The organism is Faecalibacillus sp. MSK20_93 (assembly GCF_020589945.1).
GTDB classification, from domain to species: domain Bacteria; phylum Bacillota_I; class Bacilli_A; order Erysipelotrichales; family Coprobacillaceae; genus Faecalibacillus; species Faecalibacillus intestinalis.
In genome coordinates, this window is record NZ_JAJDKA010000009.1 from 1 (window position 1) to 21,484 (window position 21,484).

Sequence of the window (21,484 nt, forward strand, 5' to 3'; positions counted from 1 at the left end):
ATTGAATAGTAAAGATTATGATTCATATTATGTTTATTTCTATGAAACAGGAAATAAACAATGTGAAGAAGTAAATGATGATGTCAAAAAAACTTTAAGTGGGTATTCAAATCTTTATTTTTTCAATATTGAAGATACTACATTAAAAACAGGAAAAGATTTTGATTATAAAAATGTGACAGATTATAAAGATATTACAATAAAACAAGTACCAATGCTTATTCATGTAGAAAACAAAAAAATTGATCATGTTTATTACAAAGCAAGTGATATTAAAAAAGCATTAGAATAGTAGGTGAAAGTTATGTTGAAGTTTGCATTAGAAATGTTGTGGACAGAAAGAAAAAAAGCGTATGGCTTAGTTATTTCTATTGTTACAACACTTAGTATTTGTTTATTGTTTTTACATTTTATTATTAATCCATATCTCGCTAAAAAGGTGACATATGATGATATTCTTGATTTTAGTGAACCTTATTGCATTATGTTGATGGGATTGTTTATTTTAATGGTTTGTGTTTCATTGATTTGTTATTCATGTAACTATTATATGAAACTTCATGCCAGAGAAATAGGAATGCTTAAAATGGCAGGATTTAATCAAGGAAAAGTTATTCTTTATCAATTAGTTCAAATGATTATGCTCATGGTTGTTTCAGTAATAATCACTTGTTGCTTATCATTAGTGACAACACCGATTTTTTTAACAGTTGTCTATCGTTATTGTCATATTCATCAAAGTGTTTTCTATTTTAGTACAAGATTATTTTCAATGATAGGGATTTTAGTTATTTGTATTTTAGTTGTTTTAATTGCTATGCAAATCAACTATATCAACAATAATTCTTTATCATCACTTATTAAAGATAAATACATTACGACACAAAAAGAAGATCATCGTGTATTTGTCATACCTGATTATATCTATATTTTAGGTTATTTCTTAGGACTTTATGCGATGTATGTAGGAGAAGAATTAGATGCAGGATTTGCGATTGCTTCTTGTATTGGAGCTATCAGTGCTTATGGTTTATTTTATTATTTCATTCCTCATACTTTAAATGAAATGGTTGATTCGTTGAATCTAAAAGGAGAAGATACGATTGTTTTAGGTGATTTAGCTTTATTTATGCAACAAAGTAAATTACTCATTGTCTTTATTATGTTAGCCGTCATTTTAATACCAACATTTATTTTCTCATCGCTTCATATGAAGATGTTGCATATTGCTTTACACATTGGCGCTGTCTTAATTAATTTTGTTTTATGTTTAAGTGTTGTCAGTCGTTTTGATATCGATGCTTTAGAAAAGAAAGAACATTTTAAAAACTTATGTAAGATGGGACTTACAAATCAAGATGTTAAGAAAATATCTTATAAAGAAGGAAATGGATTTTATGTTGTTTTATGGATCTTTGCAGGTATTTATATTTTAAGTATTGCTTGTACTTTTTTAATTCGTGCATCGATTGATTTAGGACTTGTTGGTATTGTTTTACTTGAGTTTGTTGTTCCTTATGGAATGGCTGAATTGATTGTTTATTTAAAGAAAAGAGGTCAAAATTATGAGTTACATGGAAATTAGAAATTTAAAGAAAGTTTATAATCCTTATGGCATTCATCCTAAGGTGGCTTTAAATGGATTAGATTTTGAAGTAGAAAAAGGTGATTTTATTTGTATTATGGGTGCCTCTGGTTCAGGGAAGACGACACTTGTTAATATCTTGTCAACGATAGATGAAGCCACTCATGGACAAATTTTTCTTAATCAAAAAGATTTACTTCTTTTATCAGAAAAAGAAAAAGCAAATTTAAGGAAAGAAGAAATTGGTTTTATTTTTCAAAATTATAATCTTATTGAATCATTAACAATCAAAAATAATATTTTATTTTCATTAAGACTAAATAAAGTGGATCAAAAAACACAACTAGAAAAATTAAATGAACTTACAAAAATGTTAAACATTGAAGAAATCATTGATAAATATCCATCCCAATGTTCAGGTGGACAACAACAAAGAGCTGCGATTGCTAGAGCGTTGATCAACGAGCCAAAGATTATCTTCGCTGATGAACCTACAGGAAATCTAGATAGTTTAAATGCCAGAGAACTGATGGAATATCTTGTTAAAATCAATGAAGAAAAACATACAACGATTATTATGGTGACGCATGATAGCTTTGTTGCTTCTTATTCAAAGAAAGTTTATTACATGAAAGATGGACATTTAGATTTATCGATAGATCGTCTTACAAAATCACAAGATGATTATTATAAAGAAATTGTTAAAGTTACAACACAAATGCATTTATAAAACAGGAGTTTTTCCTGTTTTTTATATAGAATTATTTTTTCTAATTTTGTAAGAGCTTTCATTGATGTGCGATAGTGTGTTAAAATAGCAATAAAGGTGGGATTGAAATGGATGATTTTTTAAGAGAAATACAAACATCTGTATTTAGAGAATGGATCAATAATCAAAAAAGGGATTATTATCATCTTCATCAAAGTGAAACTGATCCAGATGCAATTATTATAGAAAATGAATATTGTTATAGCTATGTAACCTTTAATCCACAATGTATCATTGAATTATGTGTAATGAATAAAAGAACAGATGAAATGGCTTTTTATCTCCATTTTCAATTCAAGACACTTAAACATGCCATTTCTTTATTTGAAGAAATGGCTCAATGTATTAAAAAAATGATAGATCAACCGATCTGTCGACTTTTACTATGTTGTAGTGGTGGAATGACAACAGCCTTTTTTGCAGATAAAATAAAAAATGGTATTAAAGTATTAAATTTAAATATGGAAGTAGCCGCTACTTCTTATCAAAAAATATATAATGTTGCTCAAAACTATGATGTTATTTTATTAGCACCACAAGTATCTTATGTTAAATTACAAGTTGAAAAAGTATTTAAAAACAAACTTGTTTTAAAGATACCAACACAAATTTTTGCTTCTTATAATGTGGGTGCATTGATTACTTTTGTAGAAGAATCTTTAAAACATAAAGAAAATAAATATAATGGTTATGTTGAACCATTAGCTTCAATGATGGAAATAAAGACAAATAAACATGTTTTAGCGGTATCTATTAATGCTAATGGTGAAAATAGTCATATTTCTTATCGTTTATATAATTCGCATCAAGATATTGTCTTAGATAGTAATATTATTAAAAGTAATATTAAACTTCAAGATGTATTGGATGCTTTGGATACAGTTGTTTTACAAAATGAAATGATTGATGTGATTTCTATTGCTTTACCGGGTATTATGGTTGAAGGAAATGTTTATTCAGGGATTATAGAAGGTGGTAATCATCAATTAAAAGAACGCTTAGAAAAAAGATATGAAAAAGAAATTTATTTAATTAATGATGTTAATGCAGCGGTTGTTGGTTATTATGCTTCACAAAATGAATATAAATCACTTGCTTTTTTATTCCAACCAATTGGTCGTATGGCAGGAAGTGGGATTATTGTAAGTGGACAACTGGTAAGAGGAATGGATCATTTAGCAGGTGAAGTAGCATTATTACCTTTAAATCTTTCGGATGCTTATTTAACGCTAGCTAATACTCCAGAAGGTACTTTGGAGTTGGTGACTAAAAATATCATGAGTATTATTGCGATTGTGGCACCTGAAGCGATTGTTGTTTATAGTGATTTGATATTAGATAGTCAAGATGTTAGTGATGAAATAAAAAAATCATTGAGTCAATATTCTTTAAAAGTGTATCCAAAGATTATTAAAGTGGAAAATATTTTAGAATATATATTATTAGGAGCTATGATTTTAAGTGCAAAGGAGTAAGAAAATGAATATTATTTGGCATGGACATTCATGTTTTGAAATAACAGGAAAAGATGGAACAATTGTTTTTGATCCTTATCAAGCAAATTCAGTTCCAGGATTAAATTCTTTAAAATTGAAGGCAAATCTTGTGTTGTGTTCTCATGAACATGATGATCATAATGCAAGAAATTGTGTAGAAGTAGCACCAAAAGATTTTAAAGTGACATGTATTGAAACCTATCATGACCATCATCAAGGAAGTCATCGAGGTAAAAATACGATTCATATCGTTGATTTTGAAGATCTGAAAGTTGTTCATATGGGAGATATAGGTTGTATGATGGATGATGTTTCAAAACTTAAAAACTGTGATGTCTTGATGATTCCGATCGGTGGCTATTATACAATTGATACCAAAGAAGCTTTAAAATATATTGAACGTATAAAACCACGTATTGTTATACCAATGCATTATCGCAGTCATGAATTTGGTTATGATGTATTATCAACCAATGAAGAATTTATTCAACAATCATCTTCTGTTACTTATGTTGATGATTGTTTGGAAGTTAATAAGGATACTAAAAAACAAACAGTTGTATTTAAAAAAACAAGGAATTAATTTTCCTTGGTTTTTGTTGTAATCATTAATAAGAGGATACTTACAAAAATCATAGCAAGAGCGATGATAAAAGCATAAATATAAGAACCGAAGAAATCATAAATATAACCTACCATCGATAAAGAAATAGCTGCACCAACATTAGAGGCAAAAGAAATCGTTGGAAATGCCTTTGCATAGTTTTCTGTTTTAAAGAAATATTTGGTAAGTAAAGGAACAGCGACAGCTCCTAAAGAATAACATGAACCAAATAAGAAAGCACCAACAATAAGAAGTGTCATAGAACGTCCAATTATTAATAAGACAATTCCTAAAATATTCACTGTAATCATCATTAAGGTTGCTTTCATTTCACCAAAATGATCGCTTAAACTTCCAATAACTAATTTAGAAACAATATTACCCATCATTCCTGAAGATAATAAAATCGCACATGAAGTTAAAGGAAAACCTAATGATTCACCATAACCTGGTAAATGTTGTGTTACACTGGTAATACAGCTAGTCAACATACCAAAAATGAAGAAAGAAATAAAAGAAATTGACATAAAATGGAATGATGATGTTGCTTGATTTTGTGTTGTTTCTTGCTTTTCTTGATAACCATAAGGAAGCAATCCCTCATCTTTAGCATTCATCGAAAATGGATAAAGAACAGCTGGTAAACATAAAAGTAAAAGAATAACCACTTTTAATAGATAGCCCATTTGCCAATTAAAAGAACTGATTACACTTGATAAAACTGGAGAACAAAGCGTTCCACCTAAACCACTAAAACCCAAGGCAATACTTGTCGCAAGACCATGTTTCTTTTCAAACCACCCATTGATAATCATGGTAATGGGTACAATGGAAAAAAGACTTGTTGACATACCACGAATGGCTCCTAAAACATAGAAAGTAATGGCATTTTTTCCAAGTGCCATAGCGGCTGTTGAAACAACGGCAATAATAACACTGAAAGTTAGAATCTTTTTAAAAGAAAATTTTTGATAGATCTTTGGTACAAACAATGACATGATAGCAGTTGCCAGAGAAAAAAGTGTCATATGCATTGAAAATGTACCTCTTAACATATGTAAACTTTTTGAAACAGGTGTATAAAAAACACCTGACGAATTAATTGAAATACCAATCGATGCTGCAGCTAAACCACAGCAACAAATTAAAACGGACCAATGTTTTTTCATAATGTGTCCTCCTTTTCTGATTCTATTTTATAAAGAGTTTTATATAATGTCTAATACTTATAATTTATGTTTTTAATGCTTTTTAGGCATTGAAATAAATATGATTATATTTCTTTAATTTTTTAGATAAACGTATTAAAATAGTTAGCAGTAGGGGGATAAAGAGATGAGATTAGAAAAAGTACTTAAAGAAATGCAAAAAAGACAATTAACGCATTTAATTATTAGTGATCCATCATCAATTGATTATTTAATCAATTATAAAAATAATCCAGGTGAAAGAATGTATTTACTTCTTTTATCAAGTGATGGACATCATAAATTATTTATGAACAATTTATTTTATTTAGATCATGAACTTGATATTGAACAAGTATGGTATAGTGATACAGATAATTATCTTCAATTACTTGCAGATGAATTTGATGGGGCATGTTCTATTGGAATCGATAAAAACTTTCCGGCAAGATTCTTAATTCCTTTAATGAATTTAGTAGATGAATGTCATTTTGAATTAGGATCTGAATGTGTTGATCGTGTGAGAATGATCAAAGATGAAAAAGAACAACAACTCATGATAGAAGCTTCAAAAATCAATGATTTAGTTGTCGATGAAGTCATTAATATTTGTGCTAAAGGTAATTTAACAGAAGAAGAAGTTTCTAAACAACTTGAAGGAATTTATCAAAAACATGGGTGTGTAGGAAATTCTTTTGAACCAATTGTTGCCTATGGTAAAAATGGAGCAGATAATCATCATAGTGGAGATGATAGCCGTTTAAAAGCTGGTGACAGTATTGTTATTGATATTGGTGGTTTATATAAAGGGTATTGTAGTGATATGACAAGAACTGTTTTCTATAAAGAAGTATCACCAAAACAAAAAACAGTTTATGAACTTGTGTTAAAAGCACAAAAAGCAGCAGAAGCAATGATTAAACCAGGTGTTAGACTTTGTGATATTGATAAATGTGCCAGAGATATCATTGCTGAAGGTGGTTATACGGTTGAATTTAACCATCGTTTAGGACATTTCATTGGACGTGATGTCCATGAATGGTGTGATGTTTCACAAAACTTTGATTTAGAAGTTCAAGAAGGCATGACTTTCTCTATTGAACCAGGTGTTTATTTACAAGGTGAATTTGGCGTTCGAATCGAAGATCTTGTACTCGTTACAAAAGATGGATGTAAGGTCTTAAATAGTTATCCAAAAGATTTAAGAGTTATTGGTAATGACTAATTAAAAGCATAGGTTAGAAAATCTAATCTATGCTTTTTAAATACTCTAAAAATAAAGCAAGTGTTTTAGAATGATTTTGATGATACAAAGCACCACTTGCCTCTAAAAGATCAAGATTTAATTTATTAGATCATTTAAAACAACTTCATGTAGAATTTACTTTAGAAAGTAAAGTTATCAAAATTAATCAAGATGCAAGTAAAGTTGTGACGCTAAAAAAGCTATTTTTGAAGCTACTCAACTTGCTTTAAAACTTTAGAAAGGGTAAACCCTTTCTTTTCTTTTTCAAATTATGAAAATAGCATCATCTTTAAAAAATTATGTTAGAATGTATTTTACGATTAGGGAGGAAGAAATATGTCATTAAAAGCAAAATATAACTTTTTACATTTATTTTATTGGTTTACTGGATGTTGTATTAATGGTTTCATTGCCGTTTTCTTACAATCAAAAGGTTTATCAAATACGGAAATTGGAATTGTGACAGGTGGTTCTTGTGTTGCTACAATTTTCCTATCACCATTTATGTCATCTTTAATTTCTAAAATTAAAGGAATGACAATCAAAAAATTAATGACATTTTTAATGTTAACAACAGTTTTGTTATATATTGTGATGGCTTTTTTACCAATACCAGCCTTTTTAGTTATGATTTTCTATGTCATCATGTATGCATTAAATATGTCAACAGTACCTATGCTTACGATGATAGCAATGAATTATATCAATGAAGGAACATATGTTAACTTTGGACTTGCGCGTGGAATTGGTTCAGCTTCGTGGGCGACAAGTGCTTTGGTTTTTGGACAAGTCGTTTCATTTTTAGGAGCTAATATTTTATCAATTGCCTACTGTGTCTTTGCCTTAGTGACATTATTTATTTTATATCATTTACCTGAATCGAAGATTACAAAGACAAAAACAGAAGAAGTTCAAGAAGAAGGCTCTGTTGTTACTGTTATTAAAAAATATAAAATCTTCTTTTTCTTACTTTTAGGTTTTTGCTTTATGTTTTCTGGAGCAACAGCGATCGGTACTTATTTAATTAATATTGTTAAAAGCTTAGGTGGAAATACGTCACTTTATGGGGTAGCTATGTTTGCTATGGCCTTTAGTGAATTACCAGTCATGATGACTGTACCAAAACTTATGAAGAAATTTAATAGTGTGACCCTTATTTTAGTGGCTTCTATTTTCTATATTTGTCGTAACTATACCATTGGTTTAGCACCAAATCTTATCGTTTTAATTATTGGAATGATGTTCCAAGGACTTTCTTATGGATTATTTACAGGGGTTATTACTTACTATGTGACTTATAATCTAGATACCCAAGATCAAATGTCAGGACAAACAATGATTGGTATTATGACATCAGGAATAGGGTCAACTTTAGGAAATGTTTTAGGTGGTATTTTACAAGATACTATAGGTTTAAATGCGTTATTCACTTTTGTTTATTTAATGACAGCTCTTGGGGCCGTTATTATCTTTATTTGTAAATTTGTAAGTGTAAAAGTCAAAAAATAACTTGCTTTTACTTAAAGACTTTGATACTATCAAGATGTTGAATGAGGGAGTAGTACACGTCTTAGGACGCGGTTTGTCAACATCATGGCGTAAGCCTGGCAAATCTTAAAGAACGAGACTCATGCATAAGTTTTTTTATGCATGGGCCTCTTTTATTTTAGGAAGAAAGGAATTTGGTATGAGTTTGTTTATTGAAATCTTTTTGATTGGAGTAGGTCTTTCAATGGATGCTTTTGCAGTATCTATTTGTAAAGGTTTATCAATGAAAAAGATAAAAAAGAAAGATGTTTTTATTATTGCACTATTTTTTGGAGGCTTTCAGGCTTTAATGACTTTTATTGGATGGTTTTTAGGAAAAGGTTTTGAAAGTTATATTACGAGTATTGATCATTGGATTGCTTTTATTTTATTAGGTATTATTGGTGGTAAGATGCTTATTGATGGAATTAAAGCAGAAGATGATGAAGAAACAGGAGAATTTAAATTAGATTTAAAGGAATTATTTTTACTTGCGATTGCAACATCGATTGATGCTTTAGCTGTAGGAATTACGTTTACTTTTTTAAATTATCCAATTGTGGAATGTATGAGTATTATTGGTTGTACAACTTTTATTATTTCTTTTATTGGTGTTTATATTGGTAAGATTTTTGGGTCAAAATATGAACATAAAGCAGAAATTGCTGGTGGGATTATTTTAATTGTAATTGGTTTAAAGATTTTATTAGAACATCTAGGAATATTTTAAAGGAGAGAAAGTTATGACAAATGTATTTGTATCATTATTAGTTCTTATTGTTGGTTTTATTTTATTAATGAAAGGAGCGGATTTCTTTGTAGAAGGAAGTTCTTCTATTGCCACAAGATTTCATATTCCTTCATTAATCATCGGTTTAACAATTGTGGCTATGGGAACAAGTTTACCTGAATGTGCTGTCAGTATTACAGCATCAATGGATGGAAATAATGCTTTAGCGGTGGCAAATGCCGTAGGTTCTAATATTTTTAATTTAATGGTTGTTTGTGGTATATCTGCTTTATTTGTACCGATTGCAGTGCAAGTAAATACGCTTAAAAGAGAATTTCCATTTTCTGTTTTATGTGCTATTTTATTAATGATCTTAGGTTATTTTGGGATGATCTTAGGACATATTGATGGAATTGTTCTTTTGATTTTATTTGTAGGATATATTGTTTACATGATTGTTTCGGCTAAAAAAGCCATGAATACATATCAAGAGGAAGAAGAAATTAAAGTTATTTCAATGGGATTAAGCTTGGTTTATATTGTTGGTGGAGCAATCGCTATTAAATTTGGTGGAGATTTTGTAGTAGATAGTGCTTCCAATATTGCTTTATCTTTAGGAATGTCACAAAACTTAGTCGGTCTTACCATTGTTGCGCTTGGAACTTCTTTACCAGAACTTGTTACTTCAATGGTAGCTGCTAAAAAAGGTGAAGTAGATATGGCTCTTGGAAATGTTATTGGTTCAAATGTTTTTAATATTTTATTTGTTTTAGGTATTGCAGCAACAATTAGTCCAATTACTTTTATCTTTGAAAATATTATTGATATTCTTATTTTAACAATTTTTTCTTTAATAGTTTTATATTTTGGATTTACGAAACATAAAATTGATCGTAAAGAAGGAATTATTATGCTTCTTCTTTATGTCGCTTACTTAGCCTATATCATTATACGTTAGAGAGCATTGCTCTCTTTTTTTTGTTGCTAAAAGAAAGAAAAACAATTAGAATAAAAGCATTGAAAAAGGGGTAGAAGCATGAAAAAAATAGTATTTTTAGATATAGATGGAACATTAGTTACACCAAATTATCCTTTATCAGCTCTTGTAAAAAAAGGAATTAAAAAAGCAAGAGAGAATGGACATTTGATTTTTTTATGTACCGGTAGAAATCGCGTAGGTATAGAAAATATAATGTCTGATGATTTTGATGGTTGTATTTGTTCAGCGGGTGGTTATCTTGAAATTAAAGGGGAAATGATTGAAACAACTTATTTAGATAAAGAAGAAGTTGAACAAGCAAGAAAAGTTTTTGAGCAAAATCATATGCTTTATAATTTAGAATCAACTTATATGACTTTTGCTAGTGATGAATTACGTCATTATTTTGCTCATGCCTTGTTAGGTGATGAGGGTACTAATTCAGAGTTTGAAAGATTAAAAGAACAACAAAGGAAAGAATATCATATGATTGATATAAGCAAATATCAAGATCAAGGAATTCATAAACTTTGTTTCATTGCTTTTAATAGAGAAGATATTGAAAAAACAAAAATACTCTTACCAAATTACCATTTTATTGTTCATGAAATGTTTAGCCAACATTCTATCAATGGTGAAATCATCAAAAAAGGAATGGATAAGGGGCTTGCCATTAAAAAGGTCGTTGAAACACTTCATATGAAAATGGAAGATACGATTGCTTTTGGTGACAGTATGAATGATTATGAAATGTTACAAGTTTGCAATTATGGTGTAGCAATGAAAAATGCATGCCAAGAGTTAAAAGCAAGTGCTGATAACATTTGTGAAAGTGTTGAAAATGATGGTGTGTATTATGAAATGGAAAGGTTAGGATTGTTTGAATGTTTGGATTAGGAACAATTGTTAATACTATAGCTGTTGTTGTAGGTGGTATTATTGGTTTGTTGTTAAAAAATGGTTTAAAAAATAGGTATCAAGAAACGATTATGCAAGGAATTGGTTTAGCAGTTTTGTTTGTCGGTATTTCAGGGGCGATGACAGGGATGTTAAAGATTTCTAAATCAATAATAGAGTCAACGGGTTCTTTAATTCTTGTTTTATCTTTATGTTTTGGAGCTTTAATAGGAGAATTTATTAATATTGAAAAAAGAATTGAACAGTTCGGTTTTTATTTAAAAAGTAAAGTAAAAAGCAATGATTCTAAATTTATTGAAGGTTTCGTTTCAACTTCACTTGTTATATGTGTAGGAGCCATGGCTATTGTTGGTTCTTTTCAAGATGGTTTACTACATGATCCAAGTATCTTGATTTCAAAAGCGGTCATGGACTTTGTTATTGTTATGGTCTTTGCTTCAACATTAGGTGTGGGAACTATTTTTTCCGCAATTCCTATCTTTGTTTATCAAGGATTACTGACAGTTTGTGCTTCTTTTCTAGCACCTTATTTTACGACGACGATGATTTCTAATATTTCTTTTGTGGGTTCGGTTTTAATATTTGCGGTAGGGACAAATTTATGTTTTCATACAAAAATTAAAGTAGGCAATCTTTTACCAGCGGTATTTATGCCCTTGTTATTAGCACTTTTTATGTAAGTGCTTTTTTTGTTTGCTTGTCAATTGTCTAAAAATAATGTACGATAATAACGTTTGAAGAAGGGGGAAATTTATGTTAGACAAGTTTTTTAAGTTAAGTGAAAAAGGCACTACAGTAAAAACTGAAATTTTAGCTGGTGTGACAACATTCTTAGCAATGGCTTATATTTTAGCAGTCAATCCAGCAATGCTTGGTGAAACGGGAATGTCTGTTCAAGGGGTATTCCTTGCAACTGCTATTGCTTCTGCTGTAGCTACCATTATTATGGGACTTGTTGCAAACTATCCAGTGGCTTTATCTGCTGGTATGGGTGTGAATGCTTTATTTACTTATACAATTTGTTTTGGTATGGGCTTATCTTATAAAGGAGCCTTAGCCTGTGTTTTTGTCTCAGGTATTATTTTCTTAGTTATTTCTATTACAGGAATTAGAACAATGATTATTAATGCTATTCCTGCACAGCTTAAATTAGCAATTGGGGCAGGTATTGGTTTCTTTATTGCCTTCATTGGTCTAAAAAATGCAGGTATTATTGTCGCAAATGAATCAACATTTGTCGGTCTTGGTAACTTACAAGAACCAACAGTTATTTTAGCAGTAGTTGGTATTTTAATTACTTTATTACTTTTAACTAAAAATGTTTCTGGAGCTGTTTTCTATGGTTTAGTTGTTACAGCTGTTGTGGGAATTTTTGCTGGAGTTTGTGGTGTTGAAGGAATGCCAGAAATTCCTACTGGAGTTATTTCATTTGACTTTGATTTTTCATTAGTAGGAGCATTTGCTTCAGGACTTGGAGAATTAACTTCACATCCACAATGTTATGTAGCCATCTTTTCATTATTATTTGTTGATTTCTTTGATACTGCAGGGACTTTAGTTGCTGTATGTAACAGAGCAAATTTAGTTGATGAAACTGGAAATCTAGAAAACGTAGATCGTGCTTTATTAGCTGATTCAATCGGTACAGTTATTGGTTCTATTGCTGGAACTTCAACTGTTACATCATTCGTTGAATCAACTTCAGGTGTTGAAGTAGGGGGAAGAACTGGTTTAACTGCGGTTACTACTGGGGTATGCTTCTTATTATCTGTTTTCTTTTCACCATTACTTTCATGTGTTACAAGTGCAGTGACAGCGCCTGCATTAATTATTGTTGGTATTTTAATGGCACAACAATTAAAAGGTATTGAATGGGATAATCTTGTTTATGCAGCAAGTGGATTCATGACAGTTATTTTTATGATCTTGGCTTATTCTATTTCAAATGGTATTGCTATTGGATTTATTACATATACCGTTTCTATGATTGGTGTTGGTAAAATTAAAGAAATTAAGCCAATCGTATGGATCTTAGATATCTGTTTTGTAATCTTCTTAGTGTTCTTACCTAAATAGTGAAGAAATGAGTTTTACGCTTAGGCGTAAGACTCTTTTTTTATTTAAATGAAAAGGATGTTTTGTACATCCTTTTCAATATGATAGGGTTAGAGTGTAAGCTTACATGCCTCCGGGACTGCGGAAAGTCATATGTGCTTGTGCTCTTGAAATTTCATAGTTGTCACTATGAACATCTCTGGATAAATCATGAAGTTCTTTTGTTTTTAAGTAAGTTTCTTTGTTTTCTTTACCTTTATTTTTTCTATCTTGGATGAATAAATAAAGATAAATTCCAATAATGATGATAATAATAAAAACTACTGAATAAATAATCTTCATATAGATCACCTCTTACCTTTATTATATTATAACATTATTATGTGTAAATATTATGTACTTACAATTGAAAACACAAGATTTACACAAGTAAGTATTATAATTTATAAAAAAGGAGGGATTATGTATGTTTGATGTTCATCTTACGACAATTAAAGTGATTGATATTGAAAACAATAAAGTGGTGATTGATAGTACTTTTGGAGAAAAAGAATATGTTTTAGATAAGATTAAAAATGGAGTTAAATTTGAACTTCCTAAATACAAAAGTGCCTTACAATATCAAGAAAAAAACGATATATGTTATGTATTCACAAACAACCAAGGTAAAAAGCTATTTACTGCTTTAGATTCAAAATTAACCCAAGAATTATTAAAAATAATATCGTAATTTTAAGTAATAAAAAAGGAGCCACACTTGGCTCCATTATTATTATGCTTTACATTCAGCGCTTCCTAATTCATTACCTTCATTGAAGTTACGTGCATTTTCCATTGTAACAACAGCGATTGCTTGTAAAGCTTCACGAGTAAAGAATGCTTGGTGACTTGTTAAAACAAGTTGAGGGAACATTTGTAAACGAGCTGTGATATCGTTTGTGATAGCAACATCACTTTTATCTGTATAAACGTTATTATCTTCACCTTCATATACGTCTAAAGCAACAGCATGGAATTTACCTTGTTTTAATGCTCTGATTAATGCTTCAGGATCAATGATAGGTCCTCTACTTGTATTAACTAACATAACTGTATCTTTCATTAAAGCGATTGTTTCATCATTAATTAAATGATAAGTTCCATTATCTCCCATAATTAATGGACAGTGTAAAGAAATTAAATCAGCTCTCTTTAATAATTCTTCTTTACTTACATAAGTTAATAAACCTTCATCAACTAATGCTTGATTAGGATAAGCATCCCATCCTAAAACTGTCATACCATAACCTTTACAAATTCTAGCCATACATTGACCGATTTTACCAGTACCCATGATACCAGCAACTTTATTATGTAGGTCTAAACCTAATAAACCACTTAAAGCAAAGTTGTTATCTTTAACTTTTGTATAAGCTTTGTGTAAACGACGGTTTGCTTCTTGTAGAATTGCCATTGCATGTTCAGCAACTGCATATGGTGAATAAGCAGGAACACGTAAAACTGTAATTCCACATTCTTTTGCAGCTTGTAAATCAACATTGTTGAATCCAGCACAACGTAATAAGATTAATTTAACACCACATTCATGTAATTTTTCAACAACTGGTCTTGAAGCGTTATCGTTAACGAAGATACATACAGCATCATAACCTTGAGCTAAACCAGCAGTTTCAGGTCCTAATTGAGAATCAAAATATTTGATATCTGAATTGTAAGTTCCTTGACCTTTATCTTTTACTAATTCACTAAAGAAAGTTCTATCATAATCTTTAGTTCCAAAGAATGCGATTTTTAAAACATCTACAGGTTTCTTTTCTTCAAAAGCACCATGTAATAATTCTTCAATTGCTTTTGCTGCAACTTCTTCGTCATCACCATCGATATCAAGTCTTAAAGTATCACCTTTTTTAGCACCTAATGCTAAGATTTGAAGAACGTTATCTCCATCAGCAACTTTTTCGTCTAAGTAAATTCTTACTTGGCTTTTGAAATTCACGCAACATTGAGCAAGCAATGCAGCAGGTCTTGCATGAATACCTAATGTGTTATTAACTACATAACTAATTTCTTTCATTTTAAATCTCCTCCATTTTGCAAGACCATTTTAGCACAAAAAATATGAGAATAAAGAAGAAATTGAGAAAAATTACAAAAGTAATGGAAATTTTATAAAATATCACTATAATAAGTTTGTCAAGAGGGGGAAAAATAATGCTAATTATTAATTTTATCTTAGGTTTATTACCTATTATCTGGTTAGTAATCGCTTTATGTGGTTTAAAATGGCCAGGATATAAGGCTGCTTTAGGTGCCTTAATTATTGCTGCTGTTGAAGCATTAACATATTTTGGATTCTCTATGTCAGATACATTAACTTCTATTTTAGAAGGTTTTGCATTTGCAATGTGGCCAATCGTTATTGTAATTATTGCAGCTGTTTTTACGTATAACTTATCTTTACGTACAGGATCAATCGATATGATTAAAAAATTACTTACAAGTGTATCCGCTGATAAACGTGTTTTAGTTTTATTAATTGGATGGTCATTTGGTGGTTTCATGGAAGCGATGGCTGGATTTGGTACAGCTGTTGCAATTCCAGCAAGTATGTTATGGGTTTTAGATTTTAATCCAATTCTAGCATGTCTTGTTTGTTTAGTTGCCAATGCAACACCAACACCATATGGGTCAATTGCTATTCCTACAGTAACACTTGCCACAAACTTAGGTTTAGAAAATAACTTAATCGCTTTTGCAACTTCTTGTGCTTTAAGTGTTTTAATTATTTTAACACCATTTGTAATGGTTTATATTTTAGGAAAAAGTACAAAAGGAAAATCTTCTGCCTTTAAAGGCATTGTACCAGTTGTTTTAGTTTCAGGATTATCTTTCTTAATTCCAGAAATGGTTGTTTCATATTTTGTTGGTGCTGAACTTGCGGGGGTTGCAGCTTCAGTTATCTCATTAGTATGTACAATTTTAGCTAGTATGAAATTTACAAATCCTGATGCTATTCCTGATGAATATCGTTTAGAAGTAAAAAAAGGAAGTCCTTTAAAAGTAGGAAAAACTTTACAAGCATTATCACCGTTTGTTTTAATCTTTGTTGTTTTATTACTTACAAGTAATTTAGTACCACCAATTCATGATGCGTTATCATCATTTGCGACAAGTGTAAAAATTTCTACATACAAAAACGCAAGTATGACAACATTTACATGGATCAATACACCAGGTGTCTTAATTATTTTATGTGCAATTGTTGGTGGATTTATCCAAAAAGCAAAAGTATCAGAAATGGTTGCTGTCTTTATTGCAACATTAAAACAAATGATGTTTACAATTTTAACAATGTTATTTATTTTAGCAACAGCTCGTGTTATGCAATATTCAGGAATGATTGCTGCCGTTGCCGCTTTATTTTCAGTATTTGGACCTGTTTATCCATTCTTTGCCCCAATGTTAGGAGCATTAGGTACATTCGTTACAGGATCAGGTACAAGTTCAAGTGCTTTATTTGGATCAGTTCAAATGTCAACTGCTGCAAGTATTGGTGCTAATAAATATTGGCTTGTTGCCGCAAATAGCTTAGGTGTTGCTACTGGTAAAATGATGGCACCACAAAGTATTGCTATTGGATTAGTCGCTGTTGATGAAGCGGGTAGAGATGGAGAATTACTTAAAAAAGTATTACCATACGCTGCTTTATTCATTATTATTAGTGCACTCGTATGTTTCTTTGGACAATACGTATGGGCAATCTTTGGAATTGCTTAAATTAAAAATAAATGATTTAGGAAGTGTCTGTAAAAAGATACTTCTTTTTCTTTAGGTAGATTTTAAATTATTATATGAAAAGAGAAATCACAGTAAATGATTTCTTTTTTAATTCATTGTAAAAAGTAAATATGTATTAATTTCATAGAAAATTCTCGATAAAAAGGAGATTTTATGAGATAATAGGTGCCAAGAAGGTGGAAAAATATGAAAAAGGGAATTATGAGTAGTTTTATTATTTTAGGGGTTTTATTATCAGGATGTGGGAGTCAAAAAGAAGAACTTTATTCTTCATCAAATCCTGTTGATATTACAGTATGGACCTATTATAACGGAGATCAATTAAGTTCGTTTAATACGTTAGTTAAGAAATTTAATCGTACACAAGGGAAAGAAAATGGGATATATGTTGAAAGTGTTTCTTGTGGAACGGTAAATGATTTGGAAAAAAACCTTAAAGATTCTATTGAAAAGAAAGTAGGAGCAAGTGAGATTCCAGATATGTTTTCAGCCTATAATGACATTGCTTATACAATTGATCAAATGCATGGTATTGTTGATTTAAATAAATATTTTAGTGATGATGAACTTGATGAATATATTGAGGGATATGTTCAAGATGGGGATATTTTAAATAATGGAAAATTGAAAGTTTTTCCTGTTGCAAAATCAACAGAAATTTTAACAATCAATAAGACAGATTTTGATGTTTTTGCGAAAACAACCAATGTAAGTTCTAAAGATTTATCAACAATTGAAGGACTTGTAGAAGTTTCACAAAAATATTATGAATGGACGGATAGTTTAACACCAGAACCAAATGATGGAAAAGCGTTCTTTGGTCGTGATGCGATGGCAAACTATATTTTGGCGGGTTCTATGCAATTAGGACATGAAATCTTTAAAGTTAAAGATGGAAAAATGAAACTTGATTATAATGAAAAAGTGGCACGTAAATTATGGGATAATTATTATATTCCTTATATTAAAGGTTATTTTACTGCTTCTGGTGTCTTTAGAACAGATGACATTAAAACAGGAAATATTATTGGTTATGTTGGATCGAGTTCTTCAGCAACTTATTTTCCTAAAACTGTAACAAATAGTAATGATGAAACATATTCAATTAAAATGGAAACCTTACCATGTCCTCAATTTAAAGATAGTAAAAATTATGCGATTCAACAAGGTGCAGGAATGGCTGTAATGAAAACAACAAAAACAAGACAACAAGCTGCTGTAGAATTTTTAAAATGGTTAACAGATGCTAAACAAAACGTGCAATTTTCTAAAGAAACAGGATATCTTCCTGTTAAAAAAGAAGCCAATAAAGTAGAACCACTTGTTGATAATAATGACAATAAGGATACTCAAAAAGTTGTAGAAGTTTCAATTATCACAGTTAAAGAAAATACAATGTATTCTCCAAAAGCCTTTAAACAAGGAACAAAAGCAAGATCTTACTTACAATCAATGATGTCAGATAAAGCAACTGAAGACCGTCAAGTTGTTGAAACCAATTTAAAAAATGGGCAAGATCTTGATCAAGCAACAGCCTCATTTACTAGTGATGAATACTTTGAACACTGGTATCAAGAAACCAAAACGCAATTACAAACATATGAAGATTAATAGGAGATTATCGTTATGAATAAGATGGGAAATTCTAAAACGGTATATCGGACGATTTTAAGGCCACTTTTAATAGTGCTTCTTGTTGAAATTGTCTTAATGACAGGGAGTTATTGGCTTTTGGGGATTAATGGCCAGCTTAATAAAAATGCTAGAGATATTTTGATACAACAAACAGAAAATAGAAAAAGTTATCTACAAAATGAAATGATTCAAAAGTGGTCTAATTTATCGACGATTTCACAAACAATCAATGAACGTACCCAACAACTTATTGATCAAGATGTCATTTCTTTACAAACATTGGATTCTTCAAGTAAAGCAAGTGCACCGCTTTTAAATGAGATTTCTAAGGAACTGATTTCAACGCTTTATAGTAAAGAAACAACAGGAATTTTTGTTATCTTAAATACACATGATTTGAGAGAAAATAAAGATAATAAACCAGGAATTTATATTCGAAATGATGATCCTAGTACGGTTTCTGTAAAAGAGCATGGAGATTTACTTTTAGAAAAAGCACCTGTGGAAGTTGTTCGTTCTCTTAATATTTCAACGGATACGCATTGGGAATCGACCTTTGATCTTTCAACAGAAGAAAACACTTTACTCTATAAACCTTTTGAAAAAGCATTTCATGATAAAATAAAGATGGAAGCAAAGGAATATGGTTATTGGAATGAAAAAAGCTATCATTTAAAAAATAATGAGAATTCTGCAATCTCTTATTCGATGCCACTTATTTTACCAGATGGAACTGTTTATGGAGTGGTGGGTGTTGAACTTCTTACTTCTTATTTAGAAAATTTAATGCCAATCGATGAACTTAAAAATGATAATCAAGGAAGCTATGTCCTTTCTGTAGAAACGAATGCTCAACACAATTCTTTAGTTGTTTCCTCGGTATCATTAAAGCGTAAGCAATTAAAAAAATTCTATTTAACAGAAGATTATGATAAAAATAATTTTGTATTTTTAAACGGGAAAGAATACTATGCAGCAATTCAAAATTTAGATATTTATAATAGTAATGGTCCTTTCTCCAAACAACAATGGCAATTGATGTCACTTGTTGAACGAAATCAACTTTATTCATTCGCTAATCATTTTTTTTACCTACAAATTTCAATGATTATATTAGGAGGAATTGTTTCATTAATTGGAATCTTTTATGTGTCTAGAAAAATATCTGGATCAATCAGTCGTCTTTCTAAAGAAGTGGATAATTCAAGACTCGTAAAAGAAATACCAGAATTACACGCGACAGGTATTCAAGAAATTGATCAGTTTTCATCCGCAATTATTGATTTAAGTCAGGAAGTTTTGGAAACTTCGACAAAATTCTTAAACATTATGAATATGGCAAGTATTGATATTGGTGGTTATGAAATTAAAAAGGGAAGTAAAAATGTTTATGTCACAGACAATTTCTTCTTGTTGCTTGGTATTGATAAGGTCACTCTTCCTTTAACTTATGAACAATTTGAAGAATTATTTAAAGAAGTAGAAAGGGATTATCAAGTTGAAATTGAAAATGAAAACGAACGCATTTACTGTATAAAAAAATATGTAGGCTTACGTTATGTACGTTTGAAAATGAGAAAAGAAGCAGATCGTGAAATTGGTATTGCCGAAGATATTACGACAAGTTATTTAGAAAGACAACGTATTGAACATGAACGTGATTATGATGTTTTAACAGGATTGTATAATCGTTTTTCTTTCCAAAGACACATGGATTATTTATTTGAACACTCTGAACAACTAAAAATTGCTGCTTTGGTGATGATTGATTTAGATAACTTGAAAAAAATCAATGATGCCTTTGGACATGATTGGGGCGATAACTATATTCGCCAATGTGGAAAATGTTTCCAAGAAAATGTTCCTGAAAAAACAATTTGTGCGCGTGTTTCAGGAGATGAGTTCTATTTATTCTTATATGGTTTTGACAACCAAGAAGAAATACGACAAAGACTTATTTCAATGACATCAATTATGCAACATAGGACAGTTTTATTACCTAATGGCAATAAAATGAATTTAAGTGCCTCTATTGGGATCTCTTGGTATCCTCAAGATAGTATTTATTTTGACTTTTTGAAAAAATATGCAGATTTTGCAATGTACCAAGTTAAGAAATCTACAAAGGGAAACCTTGCAGAATTTGATAAGGCCCTTTATGAAGATGAAAAACATGATCGACAAATGCATTTAGAGTTCTATCAATTAATTGAAAAGGAACAATTAACATATCATTTCCAACCGATTCTTTCCGCAAAAAATGGAGAAATTATTGCTTATGAAGCTTTAATGCGTAGTCAACTTGCTACTTTGAAAAATCCTGAAATGATTTTAAGAATTGCACGTGAGGAAAATAAACTTGAAGATGTAGAAAGAATTTGTATTTTTAAATCAACAGAAACTTTTGATCAATTAAGAAAGAATAAATTAGTTAAAGAAGATGCTTTATTATTTATTAATTCTATTGCATCGGTGTCTTTAAATGATGAAGACCGTGAACGCTTCCATCGCTATTTTAGTCATATTCAATCACAAATCGTCGTAGAAGTAACAGAAGAAGAAAATATGTCAGAAGAAGCTTTGATTCGTAAAAGAGAAACCAAAGGTTTTTCAGGAATGTTTGCGTTGGATGATTATGGTAGTGGTTATAATACAGAAATTAATTTATTAAATTTAAGTCCAAAATACATAAAAATTGATCTTACTATTGTAAGAAATATTGATAAAGATTTTGATAAGCAACAACTTGTTTCAAATATTGTTGAGTATGCACATCAAAGAGAGGGTTATATTATTGCAGAGGGTATTGAAACGAAAGAAGAACTTCTTAAAGTCTTAGAGTTAGGGGTGGATTATTTACAAGGCTATTACTTATCTTATCCTCAATTAAACCCTCAAGAAGTTTCTAATGAATCTATTAAAACAATTGAAAATTATTGGAAGAAAAGATGATGA

19 protein-coding genes are annotated in these 21,484 nt (G+C 30.2%); 16 read left to right on the top strand and 3 right to left on the bottom strand.

Features of this window, described 5'->3' with window-relative positions; genetic code table 11:
* The 5 genes from LJD34_RS04375 to LJD34_RS04395 all read left to right on the top strand — a co-directional run.
* The coding region (locus tag LJD34_RS04375; RefSeq protein ID WP_227359272.1) for a hypothetical protein at positions 1-292 on the top strand (292 nt) is incomplete at its 5' end.
* A gap of 12 nt (positions 293-304) precedes the next feature.
* The gene (locus tag LJD34_RS04380) at positions 305-1,585 is read left to right on the top strand and encodes an FtsX-like permease family protein (protein ID WP_227359273.1); all 1,281 of its coding nucleotides are present in this window, start codon (positions 305-307) and stop codon (positions 1,583-1,585) included.
* Positions 1,566-2,315 (top strand): ABC transporter ATP-binding protein, encoded by a 750-nt coding sequence (locus LJD34_RS04385; RefSeq protein WP_227359274.1) that lies wholly within the window; start codon positions 1,566-1,568, stop codon positions 2,313-2,315. The genes LJD34_RS04380 and LJD34_RS04385 overlap by 20 nt, the downstream gene beginning before the upstream one ends.
* Before the next feature lie 107 nt (positions 2,316-2,422).
* Positions 2,423-3,829, top strand: a complete 1,407-nt coding sequence (locus LJD34_RS04390) for an ROK family protein (RefSeq protein ID WP_227359275.1) — start codon at positions 2,423-2,425, stop codon at positions 3,827-3,829.
* 4 nt (positions 3,830-3,833) lie between these two features.
* Positions 3,834-4,433, top strand: a complete 600-nt coding sequence (locus LJD34_RS04395; RefSeq protein ID WP_227359276.1) for an MBL fold metallo-hydrolase — start codon at positions 3,834-3,836, stop codon at positions 4,431-4,433.
* On the opposite strand, the gene LJD34_RS04400 is transcribed toward LJD34_RS04395, so the two are convergent.
* Positions 4,430-5,623 carry an MFS transporter gene (locus LJD34_RS04400; RefSeq protein WP_227359277.1) on the bottom strand — a complete coding sequence of 398 codons (1,194 nt, stop codon included), beginning with the start codon at positions 5,621-5,623 and terminating at the stop codon, positions 4,430-4,432. The genes LJD34_RS04395 and LJD34_RS04400 overlap by 4 nt on opposite strands.
* Positions 5,624-5,789: 166 nt before the next feature.
* Here LJD34_RS04400 and LJD34_RS04405 point away from each other — a divergent pair, with 166 nt between their 5' ends.
* The 7 genes from LJD34_RS04405 to LJD34_RS04435 all read left to right on the top strand — a co-directional run bounded on the left by LJD34_RS04405 (position 5,790) and on the right by LJD34_RS04435 (position 13,117).
* Positions 5,790-6,866, top strand: coding sequence for a M24 family metallopeptidase (locus tag LJD34_RS04405; RefSeq protein WP_032090335.1), 1,077 nt, complete (start codon positions 5,790-5,792; stop codon positions 6,864-6,866).
* A gap of 357 nt (positions 6,867-7,223) precedes the next feature.
* Positions 7,224-8,396 (top strand): MFS transporter, encoded by a 1,173-nt coding sequence (locus LJD34_RS04410; protein WP_227359278.1) that lies wholly within the window; start codon positions 7,224-7,226, stop codon positions 8,394-8,396.
* A 178-nt stretch (positions 8,397-8,574) separates the two neighbouring features.
* On the top strand, positions 8,575-9,144 hold the full coding sequence (locus LJD34_RS04415; RefSeq protein WP_227359279.1) for a manganese efflux pump MntP family protein: 570 nt from the start codon (positions 8,575-8,577) through the stop codon (positions 9,142-9,144).
* Positions 9,145-9,157: 13 nt separating this feature from the next.
* Positions 9,158-10,102 (top strand): calcium/sodium antiporter, encoded by a 945-nt coding sequence (locus LJD34_RS04420; protein WP_119363531.1) that lies wholly within the window; start codon positions 9,158-9,160, stop codon positions 10,100-10,102.
* A gap of 78 nt (positions 10,103-10,180) precedes the next feature.
* Positions 10,181-11,020, top strand: coding sequence for an HAD family hydrolase (locus LJD34_RS04425; RefSeq protein WP_227359280.1), 840 nt, complete (start codon positions 10,181-10,183; stop codon positions 11,018-11,020).
* Entirely contained in the window at positions 11,008-11,721 is a 714-nt protein-coding gene (locus LJD34_RS04430) for a DUF554 domain-containing protein (protein ID WP_032090331.1), read from the top strand. Before LJD34_RS04425 ends, LJD34_RS04430 begins: the two co-directional genes overlap by 13 nt.
* A gap of 73 nt (positions 11,722-11,794) precedes the next feature.
* Positions 11,795-13,117: an NCS2 family permease gene (locus tag LJD34_RS04435; RefSeq protein ID WP_175301066.1), complete on the top strand. Its 1,323-nt coding sequence runs from the start codon at positions 11,795-11,797 to the stop codon at positions 13,115-13,117.
* A 102-nt stretch (positions 13,118-13,219) separates the two neighbouring features.
* Here LJD34_RS04435 and LJD34_RS04440 read toward each other — a convergent pair whose 3' ends face one another.
* Entirely contained in the window at positions 13,220-13,438 is a 219-nt protein-coding gene (locus tag LJD34_RS04440) for a hypothetical protein (protein WP_227359281.1), read from the bottom strand.
* A gap of 124 nt (positions 13,439-13,562) precedes the next feature.
* On the opposite strand from LJD34_RS04440, the gene LJD34_RS04445 reads away from it, so the two are divergent.
* A complete protein-coding gene (locus LJD34_RS04445; RefSeq protein ID WP_032090323.1) occupies positions 13,563-13,826 on the top strand; it encodes a hypothetical protein in 264 nt (87 codons plus the stop codon).
* A 42-nt stretch (positions 13,827-13,868) separates the two neighbouring features.
* On the opposite strand, the gene LJD34_RS04450 is transcribed toward LJD34_RS04445, so the two are convergent.
* The gene (locus tag LJD34_RS04450; RefSeq protein WP_032090322.1) at positions 13,869-15,170 is read right to left on the bottom strand and encodes a fused HPr family phosphocarrier protein/2-hydroxyacid dehydrogenase; all 1,302 of its coding nucleotides are present in this window, start codon (positions 15,168-15,170) and stop codon (positions 13,869-13,871) included.
* 137 nt (positions 15,171-15,307) lie between these two features.
* Between LJD34_RS04450 and LJD34_RS04455 the strand changes: the two genes are divergently transcribed.
* The 3 genes from LJD34_RS04455 to LJD34_RS04465 all read left to right on the top strand — a co-directional run bounded on the left by LJD34_RS04455 (position 15,308) and on the right by LJD34_RS04465 (position 21,481).
* Complete coding sequence (locus LJD34_RS04455; RefSeq protein WP_227359282.1) at positions 15,308-16,873, top strand: L-lactate permease; 1,566 nt, start codon at positions 15,308-15,310, stop codon at positions 16,871-16,873.
* 207 nt (positions 16,874-17,080) lie between these two features.
* Positions 17,081-18,505 (top strand): extracellular solute-binding protein, encoded by a 1,425-nt coding sequence (locus LJD34_RS04460; protein ID WP_227359283.1) that lies wholly within the window; start codon positions 17,081-17,083, stop codon positions 18,503-18,505.
* Between the two features lie 15 nt (positions 18,506-18,520).
* The gene (locus LJD34_RS04465) at positions 18,521-21,481 is read left to right on the top strand and encodes an EAL domain-containing protein (protein WP_227359284.1); all 2,961 of its coding nucleotides are present in this window, start codon (positions 18,521-18,523) and stop codon (positions 21,479-21,481) included.
* Positions 21,482-21,484: the final 3 nt, after the last annotated feature.